Genomic DNA, 16,306 nt, shown 5'->3' with positions numbered 1-16,306 from the left:
CGCGCCAGATGCGCGAATACGCTTTTTGGGCACTCGTTTGCCCTAGGCTGATCCGGCAGCCGGTGCGACGCGCAATCCGCATCACCCGTTTCGGCTTTGACAGAAATTGATGGCCTCCTAGTCTGTAAGGACCCCGCGCTGGAAACGTTGTCGGCGCGCACAGACGGGAGGCGATTGTGAACAGGCTCGGAACAGTCGGTTGGAGGTGGTGCGCATTGGTGATGTTCGGCGTCGTCGGAGCGAGTGGCGCGCAGGCTGCCTCCGATGCGACGTGCAAGGACTACGCCCGGAATGCGGTCGAGGTGGCCACGCGGACGAAGTCCATCCCGTGTCCGCTCGACGGGCCGGCCGGGCGCTGGTCCACCAGGTATGACGATCACTACAACTGGTGCCGAACGGTTCGTGATCGAACGCTTGACGAGGAAAACGTCGCGCGTGACACGCTGGCCAACGTGTGCGCAGCCGATCACGCGACGTGCCAGGGCTACGCCAACACCGCCATCGCCCAGGTAGCCCGCTTGGAACCCCTGAAGTGCCTCCCTCGGCGCGATGTGCCGGGCCGATGGTCCAGCGTTCCGGCCGAGCACTACAACTGGTGCCGCGTGGCGATCTCCAAGAGTTCGCGGATTCGCGACGAGACGGCCGAGCGTGAAAAGGTGGTCAATTCGTGCGCGCGCTGTGACCTCTATGCGCGCGGCGCGGTGGCCTCCGCGAAGAAGTTGTTTGACGCGGGGTGCGGCGGCATCGCGTATGGCCAAGGGCGCTGGTCAACAAACCTGGAAGACCACAGAAACTGGTGTCTCTCGGTGCGCGAGAGCACGCAGAACACGGAAGACCGGGCGCGAGAAGACGGCCTGGCGCGCTGTGAGCGCATGAACTCGTCCAAGACTGGTGGCGGAACACCACCGCCGGTCGGCATGCCTCCCCCAAGCGGTGCTACTGCCAAACCCTGCACGGTCGTGGCGACTCTGAACGTGTATCAGTGCACGGATCCAAAAGGCGTTGTCTCTGAATACTTCACGCGAGGTGACTCACCCGTTGCGTGCGGTATGGACGAGGCTGACGCAGAAGCAGCCGCAAAACGGCTGTACGCCGGTGCAGGTTTGGGTGATGGGCCTGGAACCTGCCAATACCGTGCGGAATTTGCGCAAGGCCTGTGTACGTGCACCTTCCCTCCGGGACAGACGAGCTCCGCCCTGTCCTTGCCCCCAGATCGCTGGGCTTCGTTTGCAACGAACGGCCGAGGGCGATGGGGATACGCAGTGCGCCAACCCTCCTTCGTGCAGGCTAGTGAGCTTGCTGTGAAAGGCTGCGGCGGTGCAGCTGAGGGTTGCCGCACATTTGGGAGTTCTACCGCGCGCTGCAATGCGTATGCGGAAAGCCGCCGGGGTGGCTACTGGTATGCAGCGGGGGGCGCAGACACGGAGGCGCAGGCCAAAGCCAATGCGCTTCGTTTTTGCCAGAGCGGAACCGCGCCTGCCGGCAGCTGTGTCGTGGCGCACAGCTCCTGCCGTCCGTAGGTAGGCAGGGTCACTGCCGGGGCGCGGCCATCCAGACAGTCGCGTTCATGCGCCTTCCACGGCTGGTCTGCGCCCCGGTTTCTTCACAGAGCCCCAGCTTTCATGCGCCTCTTCAGGTCAAAGTGGCTGGAGATCCGCACGGGACAAGCGGAAACGCCCTCAGGGGGCACGCTGCTGGGGCCGCTTAGCGGCAGCCGGCCGCACTCTTCTCGGCGTTGAGCTTGTGCCAGCGTTCGCGCCAGGCGTCCATCGCTGCGGCCGTGCCGCCGGTGCGCGTGCGGCCGTTCACGTAGGCGATTTCGGCGTCGATGTCTGCGCAGCTGCGGTTCAGGGTGGGCGCCGGCACGCTGAAGCGCGCCTGGGGTGCCATGGAGGGCTCGGTGGCGCGCTGCGCTGGGCGGTTGAACGCGGGGTTGACCACCGGCCGGCTGTCATACCCCTGCGGCACTACCACGTCCACCGCGGCCTGCTTGCCCGTGGGGCAGGGCGTGTTGCGGTATTCGGTGCCCTGCGGCGTGTCGCAGCGGTACAGGCCGGTGGAGGGGGGTGCGAGGCTGGCCCCCGGCAGGGGCTGTGCCGTGCCCGGCGTGGCCGTGCCTGACGGCGGCACCCCCGCCCCGGCCGGCGAGCCCGGTGCAGACACCAGAGAGCGCGAGGCCCACCACAGGCCGCCGCCCACCACCGCCAGCGCGAGGGCTAGGCTCAGCAATCGAATTGCCCAATCCTTCATGGTGCGCAGGGTAGCGTCTTGCCAAGCCGCGGGTGCGCCGCGTGGCGCTTAGCCCATGTCCGGGCAGGCAACGCGTGTCCATTGCGCGCCATCAAAGCGCAGCAGCGCGTTCGAACCGATCGACCACAAGCTGCCGTGGCCAGCCGCCAGGCGGTTGGTGAACACGTCGCCCAGCTGATCGAGCTTCACCTCGCTGAGTGTGTCGCCCTCCAGGCAAAAGAGCTGGCTGTTTGCGTAGCTCAGGTAGGCCCGCTCGGCAAAGGCCTCGATCGCCCAGAAGTTGCCGTCCAGGCCGGTATCAATCACCGACCAATGCCCGTGCTGACCGCGCAGCAGCGTGCCCTCGCGGCCTGCGGCGAGCACCTCGCCGTTGGGAAGGCAGCGCACCGCATGCAGGTTCACGTTGGTGGGCAGACCTTCCAGGGCCCAGCGGCCGCCAGACCAGCAACCCATGCGGCCAGCCAGGCCCACGGCGTACAGACGGCCGCTGGCGTCGCCATCGATGTCCAGCCAGTCGATACCTGCGTCCAGCCCGTCGTGCAGCGCGCTGTACTGCGTGCCCTGCAGCCGGTAGACCTGTGCGCCCCAGCCGCAGACCACCGTACCCGCAGGCGTGGCGCGCACCTTGGACAAGGGGCCGATGCGCTGCGCCGGCTCGATCTCGAAGGCCTGAAACCGGCCGCGGATCGCCTCAAGCGTGAAGGCCTCACCCGGTTGCCCAACAGTCTTGACCAGCCCGTTCTTGCCCACGGCATACAGGACACCCCGGTCGAAGGTCACGGCATCGAGGAAGTCCTCGCTCACGTTGTGCGCCACCCAGTCCTCGCCAAAGCGCAGGTAGATGCGCGACGAAGCCGCATCGGGCGCGGCGTTGTAGCCCGCCGTGGCCACAAAGCAGCTTTCGCTGACCACGGTGCCCGCGATCAGAAACATCGTGTTGTCGTCGTCGTCGTCCATGTCGCAGTGAGGCAGGAAGGGTTGTGAGTCGCGACCGAGCGCCGCGTCAAACGGTGGGGACCGACGTGGGCTTGGGGCCGTAGTCGCTTTGCTGGCTGGCCTGGCAGACGGGATCGTCGGGCGGGATCTTGGCGGTCTTCACGTGGTAGTTGTCGAGCTGTTCCTTGGTGCAGTCTTCCGAACAGTGGCCGAACACCTTCTTGACCGAGGCTGCGCCGCAGTCGCGCAGGTCGCTGTATTTCACGTTCTGCTGCTTGTTCTCGATGCCGCGAGCTTGCCGCTCACGGATGTAGGCGCTGCCCACCTGGCCGTGTTCCTTGAGCTGGCCGCTCGCCTTGTCGCGTTTGTGATCTGAACCTTCCACGCAGATACAGGGTGCGAGATCGCCGTTGTAGCCCTTGACCGAATCATTGAGTGGCGCTTGCCCCCGCTGTCCGCCCGACTGAGAGCGCGGCAGGCAGAACTCGCCCAAAGGCACGATGTGATGTGGCGTCAGACCGTCGCAGCAGCGGTGCACGTTCGGATAGTCGGTCTTGTTGGCCGCAAACGGCGCCAGCATGCACTTGCGGGCGTCCTGGCAGGCCTTGCTTGCGCAGGGGTCGCCGTCGCCGTACGGCTTGCACCCCTGGCAGGCGGTCTTCTCATTGGCCATCTCGGTCTTGCAGGGGCCGGTGCCGGCATCCACCGCCGATTTGTCCAGGTAAGGCCAGGTGGGTGAATTGCCGGGTGCCGAGCCGTGGTTGTGCGTGGTCAGGTCGCTGGTGCGGACAACGTTCTCACCCTCGACCTTCACGTCCATGGACCAGCTGTTGAAGTACACCTTGCCCGCGTTCTTGCTGGTGACCACGCCCTTCTTGGGCGCGCAGCCGGCTTCGTCGCCCATGCTCTTCTTGAAGTAGCTCTTGTTCTTGAGCATGACCTCCTTGCCGGAGATCTGCACGGTGCTCGAGCCGTCGGTGCAGTCCGAGGCCATACCCGTGTTCGGGTAGGGAATCGGAACCCCCGGCGGTGTGGCGGGCGTCTGCGGCGGCGTGAAGCACACGTCCGGAAAGGCGCAGATGGACTTGCCCTCTGCTGCCTTGCAGGAAACTTCCAGCCCGTTTGCGTAGATCTGGTTGGCCATGCCCGGAGCGTATCGGGCGGCCCGCCCAGTGCGCTGCACCATGTTTTGGCGATTGATTGGCCACGCTCAGAGGCTGCGTACCGCACCCACCATCGGCAGCCCTGCGCGCCGATGTGCTGGACCGAGCATTCATGCGCCTTTCCAGACCAAAATGGCTGAAGAACCGCGCCAGACAACCGGTTAGTGGCGCAGGGGCCTCGCGCTTGCAAGCGCTCCGTCTGCCGGCGGCAGCAAGCAGTGCTTGCCGAAACCCCGCCGTCAGCATGGGACAAGCGGAAAGGCACCTGAGTGGCGGGCGGCCACCCACGCCGTGGAGCCCGCTGCTCAGCGCGCAGGCGCAGCCGGGCTGGGCGTGTGAGCAGGCGCTGACTGCAGGGGCGTGGGCGCGGCAGCCGCATCCGCCGGCAGCTCAAACAACCAGCGCACCGCCTGCGGAAAGGCCGCAGCCCAGGCGGGTTCGTTGTGGCCGGCTTCGGGGGTGATGACGAGTGTGGTGGCGCTGCCGGCGGGGCGGGTGGTCTGCATCAGGCGCAGCATGCGCTGCGCGTCCGGCACCATGCGCGGGCTTTCCTTGCCGCCGGCATACATGAACACCCGGACCGTGGCGGGCGCCGGCTGCTGGCGCGCAAAGCTGTAGGCCTGCTCACTCGTCCAATAACTGGGCGAGAGAATCCCCACCTTGCAGAACACCCCGGGCTGCGCATGCGCCGCGTAGTGCGTGAGCAGCCCGCCCAGAGACGAGCCGATCATCGCCGTGTGCTCGCATTCCGGCTTGGTGGGGTAGTTCGCGTCGATATAGGGCTTCACCACCTCAACGATCCAGCGCAGATAGGCTGCGCCTTCCGAAGGGGGTGGGGTACCCGGCAGGCCCTCGATGGGCCAGGGCGTCAGCTCACTGACGCGCCGCGGCCCGCCATGCTCAATGCCCACCACAATCGCCTCAAACCCCACCGTCTCCCGCAGGCGCTGCATGGCTTCCGTGATCTGCCAGGTGGCGCCGGTGTAGCTCTGCTTGGGGTCGAAGAGGTTTTGGGCGTCGTGGAGGTAGAGGACGGGGTAAGAAGACTTTACGGGCGGATAGTTTGCCGGAACATCGATGCATATTTGTCGTTGCAAATGAATACATCGAATTGATAGGTTTGCGCCGGCGCCATGGGTGAGACTGGAGACTGCGGAGGCGTTACTCATCCAGCATAAGGCAAGAACGTAAGGCCACGCGCATGCACGTAGGGTGCGATGCGCGCTCCCGCCGGTGAGTAGTTTTGTACCTAAAGTAATACTAGCCTTGAAACTGAGCATTTTTCAGGCCAATCAAAGCCTGCTTTAGTGCTAAACCGTCAGCAACAATTTGCTGTAGTAACTCGCTGTTTGGCTTTAGCGAGCTTATATGCTCATCTTCGAAGTGCTGCCTCGATATGGCCTGTCTGAGCGGTGCGACACGATTGAACGCGTTTTTTGCAAAAGGACTGTTGTTGCTCAAGGCTAGCAATGTGCCGACTGCTGTTGCTAGGTCTTGCATCAGCATCTTGATGCGAGTTTCAATCTCTTGATCGCGCTCAGTGGTGTGGTATTTCACTGCCATCAAGACTAACTCGTTGGTTTGACTTATCTGCTCGCTGCAGGATTTGACAAGAAGTTCGCGCCGACCTTTGTCGAGATCACGGGCGGCAGTGAGTTTATGGACAACAAACCATCCCGCCCCAACGGTTAATGCTTGTCCGAGAAAGGTGAGAAACCCATTTGAGTCAGCCAACTCGAAAGCCCCCTATCGCGCGGAGTTCTTCAACCGAGCGGCGTCATCTAGGTATTGGCTGATTTCCCCAATCAATGTTTTATCGTTAGAGATAATTTTTACTCTCTGTTTGACTTCGTCGGGCGGAATCGGCAGTGCTCTTACCAAGCCGCCAAACGCCTCCTCAAGAAACGAAGATCCGTAACCAACGGTCCCATCGAGTTCAACCTCAACAACGTCCCCATTGATAATGGTCGGCTGCAAGAATTTTTCGCGAAATGCTTCCCCGCTCGTTTCGCCATTTCTCTTAAAGCGTCCTGATGGGAAACGGGTAAAGTCTCTGGCAATGTTGATGCGGACCATTTTACTCTCCATTTAGTGGAAGCTTCCACCAAACAATAGTTCCTCTGATGTCTATTGCGAGATCAATCTCGGCTCTGCTTAGCTCGCCGCCATTTCTATACTCATAACGCATCCCGCCAGAACCGCTTAGAACGACAAGCTCACCGTTTCCATGGTTTTCAAGTAGAGATAGTGCATCGCGTGAGCCTTTACCTCTGTTGCTTTCTCGGGTTCCTGATCGTCCATATTCCATCGCAGCTTGCACCGCTTGAGAGTCTCTAGATATACCTTTCAAGGTTGCGCGGATGGTTGTAAGGAATTGCTCGGGTAGTGTTGAATCTATTGTGGAGGCGTAGCCGCATCCGAGGTCACACACTGCAGCTGTAAAGTGCCCATCTTTTAGCTGAGTAAACATCCACCACTTCGTGTCTGGCAATCCTTCAAATCCATCACTGCGAGGACGCAGGTATGCGTGGTCCACTGTATTCGCGACCGCCTCACTCACGCCTCTCCAGAGGCCGCTTATCTGCAGTTGTTCTTTGTGCTGCTTGTTCACTGTCTCGGCGACTGCCTCGAGCATCGCAAACTGGTCCCCGCTCTGGAGAGAGCCTTTGGTTGCTTTCCAGTAGACAACATCACTTCGCTCTGGAACCGTGTCGCAGCGGTCTTGGGTCAAGTTGAAGAGGCCAATTTGCTTGAGCACCTCCCTTGGACGGCGTTCAGTCGGCTGCAACAAAGTTATCGGCTTGTGAATCGTTGCTGAGCTCACAACTCGGTCCAGCTCTGCAAAAAGCAAGATGGTTGCAGGTACATAGAACATCCTTGTTCTACGAAAGTCCAGTTGCACCTGCTTGCCTTGGCGCAGAACCCGATCAGAGACGGCACGCAAGAATTTGACAACTTGGATTCCTTGCCCGAGCGTCAGGTTGAACGCCTCTGGGGCCTTGATGATCTCACCTGGCCGTACGTATCGACTTTCGGTTTTCTTTTGCCGCAGCCCTGCGCGTTTGCAGCGCTCGTGCAAGCGATACGCCGCGATGCGCTTTTGACGCGCGAACAGGCACTCAGTCGGGCGTTTCATAGGCAGGCTGGGCTGTGCTGTTGCAGTTGCAGCAGGCTCACTTCCCCCACGAATCCTTCAACCCCACCGCCATGTTGAACACGGGCTTCTCGGCGGTGTGGTCCTTGCGGTCGGCGACGAAGTAGCCGATGCGTTCGAACTGGAACTTGTCGTCCGGCTTCGCGTTCGCGAGTGAGGGTTCGAGCCAGGCGGTGACGACCTGCTTGCTCTTGGGGTTGACCACGGAGAGGAAGTCGCGGCCGCCGGCGTCGGGGTGGGGTTCGGTGAAGAAGCGGTCGTACAGGCGCACTTCGGCGGCCACGGCATCTGTGGCGCTGACCCAGGTGATGACGCCCTTGACCTTGTAGTTGTCTGCGCCCGGGGTGCCGCTCTTGCTGTCTGGGAAGTAGGTGGCGTGGACTTCGGTGATGTGGCCGGCCTCGTCTTTCTTGAAGCCGGTGCATTCCACGACGAAGCCGTACTTCAGGCGGACCTTGTTGCCCGGGACGGTGACGCCCGCCTCGTCGACACGAGGCGGATAGAGCCGGTGGTAGCCCTTCTCCGGCGCTTCCATGAAGTCCTCGGCCTCGATCCAGAGTTCGCGGCTGAACTGGAAGTGGCGGGTGCCGAGTTCCGGCTTTTGCGGATGCGCGGGGGCGCTGCAGGCCACGGGCTCGCCCTCGAAGTTGGTGATGACGAGCTTGAGCGGCTTGACCACGGCCATGGCGCGGGCGGCGCGGCCTTCGAGGTCTTCGCGGAGCGTCGCTTCGAGCACGGAATAGTCGATCCAGCTGTTGGCCTTGCTGGCGCCGGTGCGGTCGCAGAACAGGCGCAGGGCCTCGGGCGTGTAGCCGCGGCGGCGCAGGCCGACGAGCGTGGGCATGCGCGGGTCGTCCCAGCCGTCCACGTGCTTTTCATCGACCAGCTGCTTGAGCTTGCGTTTGCTGGTAACGATGTAGGTGAGGTTCAGGCGGGCAAATTCATACTGGTGGGGCAGGGGTTTGGTGAGCAAGCCACCTTCCGCCAAACGCTCGAGCAGCCAGTCGTAGAAGGGCCGCTGGTCTTCGAACTCCAGCGTGCAGATGGAGTGCGTGATGTTCTCCAGTGCGTCTTCGATGGGGTGCGCGTAGGTGTACATGGGGTAGATGCACCAGGCATCGCCCGTGTTGTGGTGGGTGGCGCGCTTGATGCGGTAGAGGGCCGGGTCGCGCAGGTTGATGTTGGGGCTGGCCATGTCGATCTTGGCGCGCAGCACCATGGAGCCATCGGCATGCTGGCCGGCGCGCATCTCGCGAAAGCGCTGCAGGTTTTCGGCCACGGTGCGGCTGCGCCAGGGCGAGTTGGTGCCGGGGGTGGTGAAGTCGCCCCGGTTGGCACGCATTTCTTCGGCGCTCTGTTCGTCCACATAGGCGTGGCCGGCCTCAATGAGGTACTCGGCCGCGGCGTACATGAAGTCGAAGTAGTTGCTGGCGTAGTAGAGGTGCTGCTCGCCCTGGGCAAAGGGGCTCGTCCAGTCGGCGCCCAGCCAGCGCATGGACTCGACGATGCTGTCAACGTACTCCTGCTCTTCCTTCTCGGGGTTGGTATCGTCAAAGCGCAGGTGGAAGGCGCCGTTGTAGTCGCGCGCCAGGCCGTGGTTCAGGCAGATGCTCTTCACATGCCCGATGTGCAGGTAGCCGTTGGGCTCCGGCGGGAAGCGGGTGCGGATCTTGGCGGGGTCGGGCTCGCCCTTGGTTTGCACCACCGCGCCCCCGGGCTGGCCGGCCCAGCGGCGCTGCGCGTAGGTGCCCTGCTCCAGATCGCGCTCGATGATGTTGCGCAGAAAGTTGCTGGCTGGGGCGGGGGCTTCTTTGTTCGACATGGAGGTGTATGGCTTCGGTGTGCGGCGCGCCGGCGGCTGCGCTCGTCGGTCAATATGTGGCAATGCGGGTCCGGACGCTGGGGTCAGGACGGCCAATCGATTGTATGGGCCACGCCAGATCAATCATGCCGGTGCTGGCCCGGACTCGTAGACCAAGAATGGCTCTGGATGCGGCTCTTCAGGCCAAAGTGGCTGGAAAGCCGCACCAGAAGCGCGATACCGTCTGCCAATTTCTGCGCCTGCGCAGGCGGGGAGGGCCGGTGCGGGGCGAGCAGGCCGCCACCGGGGCTTTCGGGCACATGCGGGCGCGGGCGTGCATGGTGCGGGCGCCGCGGGGCGCGGGGCTGCTTGGGCGACTGCGTGCCCGGAACGTGCGGGCCACTGCGCCGAGCGTGTGGACGGCGCTAGTTGTGGCCGGGTACCAGACCGTCGCCAATCAGCGCGTCAATCCGCTTGATGAGCTCATCGGGCGTGCGGCGCGAGCACATGATGTAGCGCTGCGGGCCGGTCTTCGGCAGATCGCTCAGGGCCAGGCGCGTCAGGCGCGTATCGCCTGGCTCCCGCTCGAGAAACCAGTTGAGGTGTTCTTCAGTGGCCACCGCCAGCGGCACGCGGCCGGCCACCACCATGCGCAGCAACTGCTCCACGGTCACCGTGGGGCGCATCACCATGCTCTGGTGCCCCGCAAGAATGCGGTCCACCTCCGGGCCGTAGGACAGGCCGGAGATGGCGCCGATGCGATAGGTGCCGCGCGCCAGCAGCACCGACAGGCTGCCTGCTTCAGCAAAGGTGCTGGCGGGCAGGGCCGAGACGATGGTGATGGCGCGGTCCCGGTAGATGGGGCGGCTGAACTTGGCAAAGGCCTCGCGCTCCGCCGTTCTGTACCAGCCCACCGAGCAGATGGGGCTGCGGTTGGCTTCGATCTCGGCAAGGATGCGCTTGGGCGGGCGCGATTCGAAGCTCAGCACCAGGTTGGTGCTGGCGCTGCGTTGGCGCAGCGCCTCGATGAACAGGCCGCGCGGCCCGGCGCCGTTGGTGTAGGACAGCGGCGGGTTTTCCGGAAAGCTCAGATGTAGCGGGTCATGGCTGGCCCAAGCTGGCCATGCGCCTAGACCGGCGATGACCAAGACAAACCGCTGCAGGAGCTTGAGCACACACGCTTTCCGGCGCAAATTTGCGGAGCTAGCAACTCCGTTTGCGTCTGGATTCAGTGTAGGTGTTTGTAACTGTCTTGGACAGAATATTTTCGTGGCGAGACGGGATGACCCCAGCGAACGGATGGGTTTGGCACAGGCCTTGCTGAATTGCATGCATGACAATCGCCGAACCCTGGTCATCCAGCACCGCCGATGACGCCGGCCGCCGCCTGGCCCTGCTGCTGGAAAGCACGGGCGAAGGCATCTTCGGCATTGATATGGATGGCGCCTGCACCTTTGTGAACCGGGCCGCCGTGGACATGCTGGGCTGGCGCACCGAAGAGGTGCTCGGCCGCAACATGCATGAGTTGATCCATCACTCGCATGGAGACGGGCGCCATTACCCGGAGTGCGACTGCCCGATCTTCAATGCCTTTCGCCGAGGCATGCCCTGCCGCATCGATGACGAGGTGCTCTGGCGTGCCGACCACACGCCCTTTGCCGCGGAGTATTCGAGCTACCCGATTCTTGAAGACGGGCAGGTGCGCGGCGCGGTGGTGACCTTCGTGGACATCTCGGCCCGCAAGCGGGCGCAGGAGCTGCTGCGCGCCAGCCATGACGAGCTGGAGCGCCGCGTGGCCGAGCGTACGGCGCAGCTGCGCGAGTTGGCGCATCACCTGGAGGCCGTGCGCGAGACCGAGCGCAAGCGCATCGCTCGCGAGATTCACGATGAGCTGGGCTCCATCCTGGTGGCGCTGAAGATGGACCTGAACTGGATGGAGCGCCGCCTCGGTGACTCCGCTCAGAAGGACGCGCTGCAGGCCAAATGCGGCCGCATGGGCGGGCTGGTGGACACGGCGGTAGACGCTGTGGGCCGCATCATCACCGACCTGCGCCCCAGCATCCTGGACCACCAGGGCCTGTGGGCGGCGCTGGAGTGGCAGGCGCAGGAATTCCAGCTGGCCTGCAGTGACGACTGCGCGGTGGACTTCAAGATTTTTGTGGCGGCGGGCGTGCCGGCGCCCGAGGGCGGGCTGGCCATTGCCGTGTTCCGTATCTTCCAGGAGGTGCTGTCGAACGTGGCACGCCACGCCCGGGCGAAGACGGTGGCCATCCGAATCGATGTGGACGCGCCGCCCGCACCGGTGCTGTACCTGCAGGTCCGTGACGACGGCGTGGGCGCCGCGCCCGAGGCACTGACGGACCCGCGCAGCTATGGCGTGCTGGGCATGCGCGAGCGCGCGGCGCAGTTTGGCGGGCGTCTGGGCATTGAGAGCAGCCCGGGGCGGGGCACCACGGTGCGCCTGGTGATGCCGCTTGATACGCCGCCTGAGGCGCCGAATGAGTCTGCGCAGGCGCCGCTGCAATGACCCTGCGCGTCCTCATCTGCGACGACCATCTGATTGTTCGCCAGGGCATCAAGCAGATCCTGGCCGAGGCCGAGGACCTGCGTGTGATGGGCGAGGCTGCCAACGGCCCGGATGCGCTGCGCCTCACACGCGCCGGCCGCGAGTCCGGCGAGGGGCCGGATGTGGTGCTGCTGGACATTGCCATGCCGCAGCGCGATGGCCTGGATGTGCTCAAGGCCCTGAAGACCGAGTTCCCCAAGCTGCCGGTGCTGATGCTGTCCACCTACCCGGACCGGCAGTACGCGGTGCGCAGCTTGAAGCTGGGCGCGGCGGGCTACCTGAACAAGAGCGCAGACAGCGAGCAGATGATCGACGCCATCCGCCTGGTGGCGCGCGGGCAGCTGTTCATCACGCCCAGCGTGGCCGAGCTGCTGGCCGGCGCCGTGGGCGCAGGCGGGCGCAAGGCCGAGGATGACCAGCCCCTGCACGAGCGCTTGTCGCACCGGGAGTACCAGGTGTTCCAGCTGCTGGCCGGCGGCCGCAGCGTCGGCGAGATTGCCGAGCAATTGAGCCTGTCGCCCAATACGGTGTCCACCTACCGCACGCGCGTTCTGGAGAAGACCGGCGTGCGCAATGACGTGGAACTGGCGCTGTTTGCCGTGCGCATGGATCTGCTTCAGCCCTGATGCAGCCTAGCTGGGCCCGCGTGCGCCACGGCGCCGCGTACCGGGGAACAACCCTGTAGTTGCAGCCCTACATGAAGAGTCGGCCCGCAACGATGCCGCTGCTCGTCGCGGCTCCGTAGAGTGCGTTCCAGACGAACCACCGAGCTGGAGCTGCCATGACCGAGCCGAACACGGATGCCCTGCATCACGATCCCTACGACGCCGATCGTCCGCTGCTGATGCGCTGCGCCTGCGGCGAGCACGGCAGCGCAGCCGAGCACGCCGCCGCCGAGCTGCGCCAGCGCGCGGCGGCCACCTCGCTGGAAAGCCGGGTGGAAGAAGAGTCGCGCCAGTTCGTGGAAGCGGCAGTGGTCAAGGCGCTGTTTCCGCAGGATGCGCTGCGCCGCAACTTCCTGCGTGCGGTGGGCCGCCGCACGGCCATGGCCGCCATCAGCAGTGTGCTGCCCATTGCCAGCTTGCAGGCCATGGCGCAGGAAAAGGGCGCCATCGAGAAGAAGGACCTGAAGATCGGCTTCATCCCGATCACCTGCGCCACGCCGCTGATCATGGCGCACCCGCTGGGCTTCTACCGCCGCCAGGGCTTGAACGTGGAAGTGGTCAAGACGGCCGGCTGGGCGTTGATCCGCGACAAGATGCTCAACAAGGAATACGACGCCACGCACTTCCTGAGCCCCATGCCGCTGGCCATCAGCCTGGGCCTGGGCAGCACGGCCACGCCGATGAACGTGGCCACGATCCAGAACACCAACGGCCAGGCCATCACGCTGTCTGTCAAGCACAAGGACAAGCGCGACCCGAAGACCTGGAAGGGCTTCAAGTTCGCGGTGCCCTTCGAGTACTCGATGCACAACTTCCTGCTGCGCTACTACGTGGCGGAGGCCGGGCTGGACCCGGATCGTGACATCCAGATCCGCGTGGTGCCGCCGCCGGAGATGGTGGCCAACCTGCGCGCCGGAAACATCGACGGCTTTCTCGGCCCGGACCCCTTCAACCAGCGCGCGGTGTTTGAGGAGGTGGGGTTCATCCACCTGCTGACCAAGGATCTCTGGAACGGTCACCCCTGCTGCGCCTTCGGCACGAGTACGGAATTCATCCAGAAGAACCCCAACACCTTCGCGGCCCTGTTCCGCTCGGTGCTTACGGCCGCAGCGATGGCGCGCGATGCCAAGAACCGCGAACTGATTGCCAAGGTGATCTCGCCGCAGGCGTATCTGAACCAGCCGGAAACAGTGGTGGCGCAAGTGCTGACCGGAAAGTTTGCAGACGGGCTGGGCAATGTGCGCACCGTGCCGGACCGCGCCGACTTCGACCCGATCCCGTGGCAGAGCATGGCAGTCTGGATGCTCACGCAGATGAAGCGCTGGGGTTATCTCAAGGGCGAGGTGAACTACAAGCAGATCGCCGAGCGCGTGTTCTTGATCACCGATGCACGCAAGCAAATGGCTGCGCTAGGCCAGACGCCGCCGGACGCCAAGCAGGGCAACTACCCGCGCTTCACGGTGATGGGCAAGACCTTCGATCCAGAGAAGCCCGAGGCCTACATCGCAGGCTTTGCGATCAAGCGCACCTGACGCACCGGCTTTCGCATGCGATCCCTGAACTTCCGGGCGGCGGTGCTCTCGCTGCTGTTGCTGATCGTGCTGCTGGGCGCCTGGCATCTGGCCACGCTGGGCGGGCCGGCAGGCAGCGCGGCGCCCGCAGCTGCGGCCATGACGCCCGAGCAGATCGAGTACGCCAAGCTCATGGGCAAGAGCGTGGATGGTGGTGCGCCTGCGCCCGGCAAGAGCGGCTTTCCCACGCCGGCGCAGTTGGGCAGCACCATGCTCAAGCATCTGTCGGACCCGTTCTATGACCACGGGCCGAACGACAAGGGCATCGGCCTGCAGCTGGCGTATTCGCTCGGGCGCGTGGGTCTGGGCTACCTGCTGGCCGCGCTGGTGGCCATTCCGCTGGGCTTCGTGATCGGCATGAGCCCACTGATCTATCGCGCGCTCGACCCTTTCATCCAGGTGCTCAAGCCCATCTCGCCGCTGGCCTGGATGCCGCTGGCGCTCTACACGATCAAGGACTCCACCGCGAGCGGGATCTTTGTCATCTTCATCTGCAGCCTCTGGCCGATGCTGATCAACACCGCCTTTGGCGTCGCCAGCGTGCGGCGCGACTGGCTGAACGTGGCGCGCACTCTGGAGGTAGGCCCGTTCCGGCGTGCGTTTGAAGTGATCCTGCCCGCCGCGGCGCCCACCATTCTCACGGGCATGCGCATCAGCATGGGCATTGCGTGGCTGGTGATCGTGGCCGCCGAGATGCTGGTGGGAGGCACGGGCATTGGCTACTTCGTCTGGAATGAATGGAACAACCTGAGCCTGCCGAACGTGATCTTTGCGATTCTGGTCATCGGCGTGGTGGGCATGGGTCTGGACATGATCTTTGCCCGGGCGCAGAAGGCGGTGACCTATGTCGACTGAGCCCAAGGCGCCGCTGGTGAAGGTGGAAGGCCTGGCCAAGCGCTATGGCTCGGCCACGGTGTTCGACGGCGTGAACTTCACGCTCACGCAGGGCGAGTTCGTCTGCATCATCGGCCACAGCGGCTGCGGCAAGACCACCATCCTCAACGTCCTCGCGGGTCTGGAGCAGGCCACTGAAGGCTATGTCTTCATGGACGGCCGCGAGGTGCGTGGCCCCGGGCTGGAGCGCGGCGTGGTATTTCAAGGCCATGCGCTGATGCCCTGGCTGTCCGTGCGCCAGAACATAGCGTTTGCGGTGCGCAGCAAGTGGCCGGACTGGTCGCGTGCGCAGGTGGACGCACAGGTGGCCAAGTACGTGGATCTGGTGGGTCTCACCAAGCACATCGACAAGAAGCCCAGTGCGCTGTCCGGCGGCATGAAGCAGCGCGTGGGCATTGCGCGGGCCTTTGCCATCGAGCCGCGCATGCTGCTGCTGGACGAACCCTTTGGCGCGCTCGATGCGCTGACACGCGGCACCATCCAGGATGAGCTGCTGAAGATCTGCGCAGCCACGCAGCAGACGGTGTTCATGATTACGCACGATGTGGACGAGGCCATCCTGCTGGCCGACCGCATTCTGCTGATGAGTAACGGCCCGCAGGCACGCGTGGCCGAGATCGTGGTGAACACCATGCCGCGCGATCGGCAGCGCGCCGGTCTGCACCACGACCCGCAGTTCTACGCCCTGCGCAATCACCTCGTGGACTTTCTGGTGGAACGCAGCGCGCAGCTTTCGGAAGGGCGCGCACCCGAGCACCCGCCCGAGGTGCGCCCGGGGCTGGCCGGGCTGCCCGCCGTACGCATCGAGGCCATACAGGCCGCCGCAGATTCAACCGCTGATCAACCTGCAAGGAGCATTGCATGAGCCGTCTGGAAGTCACTGAGAAGATCATCGCCACCAAGGTGGCCAAGGGCCTGAAGTGGTCCGATGTGGCCGCCAAGGTCGGCCTGTCCAAGGAGTGGGTGACGGCAGCCTGCCTCGGTCAGATGACCCTGGACAAGAAGCAGGCCGACACGATCGGCAAGATCTTCGGCCTCACGGCCGAGGAGAAGAAGTGGCTCATGGTGGTGCCCTACAAGGGCAGCCTGCCCACCAGCGTGCCCACTGATCCGCTGATCTACCGCTTCTACGAGCTGGTGAGCGTGTACGGCACCACCTTCAAGGAACTGATCCACGAGGAGTTTGGCGACGGCATCATGAGCGCCATCGACTTCAAGATGGACCTCAAGCGCGAACCCGACCCCAAGGGCGATCGCGTGAGCATCGTCATGAGCGGCAAGTTCCTGCCCTACAAGACCTACTGAG

Annotated in this window: 16 protein-coding genes; 7 read left to right on the top strand and 9 right to left on the bottom strand. The window is 64.1% G+C overall.

The genetic code is table 11. The features are described from left to right. Positions 1-221: 221 nt before the first annotated feature. Entirely contained in the window at positions 222-1,520 is a 1,299-nt protein-coding gene (locus ACMDW7_RS12725; protein WP_377304091.1) for a DUF4189 domain-containing protein, read from the top strand. 184 nt (positions 1,521-1,704) lie between these two features. Here ACMDW7_RS12725 and ACMDW7_RS12720 read toward each other — a convergent pair whose 3' ends face one another. The 9 genes from ACMDW7_RS12720 to ACMDW7_RS12680 form a co-directional block, all read right to left on the bottom strand. Then, complete coding sequence (locus ACMDW7_RS12720; protein ID WP_377304093.1) at positions 1,705-2,250, bottom strand: hypothetical protein; 546 nt, start codon at positions 2,248-2,250, stop codon at positions 1,705-1,707. 48 nt (positions 2,251-2,298) lie between these two features. Beyond that, the gene (locus ACMDW7_RS12715) at positions 2,299-3,207 is read right to left on the bottom strand and encodes a hypothetical protein (RefSeq protein ID WP_377304095.1); all 909 of its coding nucleotides are present in this window, start codon (positions 3,205-3,207) and stop codon (positions 2,299-2,301) included. A gap of 46 nt (positions 3,208-3,253) precedes the next feature. Continuing rightward, the gene (locus ACMDW7_RS12710; RefSeq protein WP_377304097.1) at positions 3,254-4,330 is read right to left on the bottom strand and encodes a PAAR-like domain-containing protein; all 1,077 of its coding nucleotides are present in this window, start codon (positions 4,328-4,330) and stop codon (positions 3,254-3,256) included. A gap of 324 nt (positions 4,331-4,654) precedes the next feature. Then, the gene (locus ACMDW7_RS12705; RefSeq protein WP_377304099.1) at positions 4,655-5,446 is read right to left on the bottom strand and encodes an alpha/beta hydrolase; all 792 of its coding nucleotides are present in this window, start codon (positions 5,444-5,446) and stop codon (positions 4,655-4,657) included. Between the two features lie 163 nt (positions 5,447-5,609). Then, the gene (locus tag ACMDW7_RS12700; RefSeq protein ID WP_377304100.1) at positions 5,610-6,083 is read right to left on the bottom strand and encodes a hypothetical protein; all 474 of its coding nucleotides are present in this window, start codon (positions 6,081-6,083) and stop codon (positions 5,610-5,612) included. A 12-nt stretch (positions 6,084-6,095) separates the two neighbouring features. After that, entirely contained in the window at positions 6,096-6,425 is a 330-nt protein-coding gene (locus tag ACMDW7_RS12695) for an STAS-like domain-containing protein (RefSeq protein ID WP_377304102.1), read from the bottom strand. Position 6,426: 1 nt separating this feature from the next. Next, positions 6,427-7,485 (bottom strand): hypothetical protein, encoded by a 1,059-nt coding sequence (locus tag ACMDW7_RS12690; RefSeq protein WP_377304104.1) that lies wholly within the window; start codon positions 7,483-7,485, stop codon positions 6,427-6,429. Between the two features lie 37 nt (positions 7,486-7,522). Continuing rightward, positions 7,523-9,325, bottom strand: a complete 1,803-nt coding sequence (locus ACMDW7_RS12685) for a glutamine--tRNA ligase/YqeY domain fusion protein (protein ID WP_377304106.1) — start codon at positions 9,323-9,325, stop codon at positions 7,523-7,525. Positions 9,326-9,729: 404 nt separating this feature from the next. After that, entirely contained in the window at positions 9,730-10,479 is a 750-nt protein-coding gene (locus tag ACMDW7_RS12680) for a substrate-binding periplasmic protein (protein ID WP_377304108.1), read from the bottom strand. A gap of 158 nt (positions 10,480-10,637) precedes the next feature. Here ACMDW7_RS12680 and ACMDW7_RS12675 point away from each other — a divergent pair, with 158 nt between their 5' ends. The 6 genes from ACMDW7_RS12675 to cynS all read left to right on the top strand — a co-directional run bounded on the left by ACMDW7_RS12675 (position 10,638) and on the right by cynS (position 16,305). After that, positions 10,638-11,831 (top strand): PAS domain S-box protein, encoded by a 1,194-nt coding sequence (locus ACMDW7_RS12675; RefSeq protein ID WP_377304110.1) that lies wholly within the window; start codon positions 10,638-10,640, stop codon positions 11,829-11,831. Continuing rightward, positions 11,828-12,496 (top strand): response regulator, encoded by a 669-nt coding sequence (locus ACMDW7_RS12670; RefSeq protein ID WP_377304111.1) that lies wholly within the window; start codon positions 11,828-11,830, stop codon positions 12,494-12,496. Before ACMDW7_RS12675 ends, ACMDW7_RS12670 begins: the two co-directional genes overlap by 4 nt. 155 nt (positions 12,497-12,651) lie before the next feature. Next, positions 12,652-14,067 carry a CmpA/NrtA family ABC transporter substrate-binding protein gene (locus tag ACMDW7_RS12665; RefSeq protein WP_377304113.1) on the top strand — a complete coding sequence of 472 codons (1,416 nt, stop codon included), beginning with the start codon at positions 12,652-12,654 and terminating at the stop codon, positions 14,065-14,067. A 15-nt stretch (positions 14,068-14,082) separates the two neighbouring features. Next, the gene (ntrB, locus tag ACMDW7_RS12660) at positions 14,083-14,961 is read left to right on the top strand and encodes a nitrate ABC transporter permease (protein WP_377304115.1); all 879 of its coding nucleotides are present in this window, start codon (positions 14,083-14,085) and stop codon (positions 14,959-14,961) included. Further along, positions 14,951-15,865, top strand: coding sequence for an ABC transporter ATP-binding protein (locus ACMDW7_RS12655; RefSeq protein WP_377304117.1), 915 nt, complete (start codon positions 14,951-14,953; stop codon positions 15,863-15,865). Before ntrB ends, ACMDW7_RS12655 begins: the two co-directional genes overlap by 11 nt. Further along, a complete protein-coding gene (gene cynS / locus ACMDW7_RS12650; protein WP_377304119.1) occupies positions 15,862-16,305 on the top strand; it encodes a cyanase in 444 nt (147 codons plus the stop codon). The genes ACMDW7_RS12655 and cynS overlap by 4 nt, the downstream gene beginning before the upstream one ends. Position 16,306 lies beyond the last annotated feature (1 nt).

This window comes from Piscinibacterium candidicorallinum (assembly GCF_047549485.1).
In the GTDB taxonomy this organism is placed as follows: domain Bacteria; phylum Pseudomonadota; class Gammaproteobacteria; order Burkholderiales; family Burkholderiaceae_C; genus Piscinibacterium; species Piscinibacterium candidicorallinum.
The sequence above is the reverse complement of the archived record's forward strand: the minus strand, read 5'-3'. Positions and strand labels throughout refer to the sequence as shown.